The following is a 757-nucleotide window of genomic DNA, read 5'->3' as shown; positions in this document are numbered from 1 at the left end:
CCGCGCCGCCGTGATCACAGGGTGCGCAACAGCACAGCCGGCTGTTCCACGCAGTCCGCCACATACCGCAGGAAACCGCCCGCCGTACCGCCGTCGCACACCCGGTGGTCGAAGGTGAGCGAGAGCTGGACGACCCGCCGGACCGCCAACTCGCCCTCGTGCACCCAGGGTTTGGGGACGATACGGCCGACGCCGAGCATGGCCGCCTCGGGGTGGTTGATGATCGGCGTGGACCCGTCGACGCCGAACACCCCGTAGTTGTTGAGTGTGAAGGTGCCGCCGGTGAGGTCCCCGGGGGTCAGTGTCCCGGTCCGGGCCGCCTCGGTGAGCCGGGCGAACTCCGTGCTCAGCGCCTCCGCGTCCCGCGTGTGCGCGTCCCGTACGACGGGCACGACGAGCCCGCGGTCGGTCTGCGCCGCGAAGCCGAGGTGGATCCGGTCGAACCGGACGACCTCCCTCGCGGCCGTGTCCACGCTGGAGTTGAGCTCGGGGAACCGGGTCAGCGCGGCCGTGCAGATGCGGGCGAGGAGCGCCAGTACGGAGATCTTGGGCCCGGCGCCGGCGTTCATGGCCGCGCGGGCGCGCATCAGCTCCGTCGCGTCGGCGTCCACCCAGCAGGTCGCGTCGGGGATCTCGCGGCGGCTGCGGGAGAGCTTGTCGGCCACGGCGCCCCGGATGCCGCGGAGGGGGGTGCGGGTGACTCCGTCGGTGGGGGTCGCGGGCGCGGCCTTCGAGGCGGGGAGCGTGGCCTTGGGGT

At 73.3% G+C, this 757-nt stretch carries 1 protein-coding gene; it reads right to left on the bottom strand.

Features of this window, described 5'->3' with window-relative positions:
• Positions 1-14 precede the first annotated feature (14 nt).
• On the bottom strand, positions 15-757 hold a 743-nt coding region (locus JHN63_RS51650; RefSeq protein WP_200692024.1), incomplete at its 5' end, for a dihydrolipoamide acetyltransferase family protein.

Source organism: Streptomyces sp. MBT65 (assembly GCF_016612545.1).
Taxonomy (GTDB): domain Bacteria; phylum Actinomycetota; class Actinomycetes; order Streptomycetales; family Streptomycetaceae; genus Streptomyces.
Note: the sequence above shows the minus strand (reverse complement) of the source record. Positions and strands in the feature narration are given on the sequence as shown.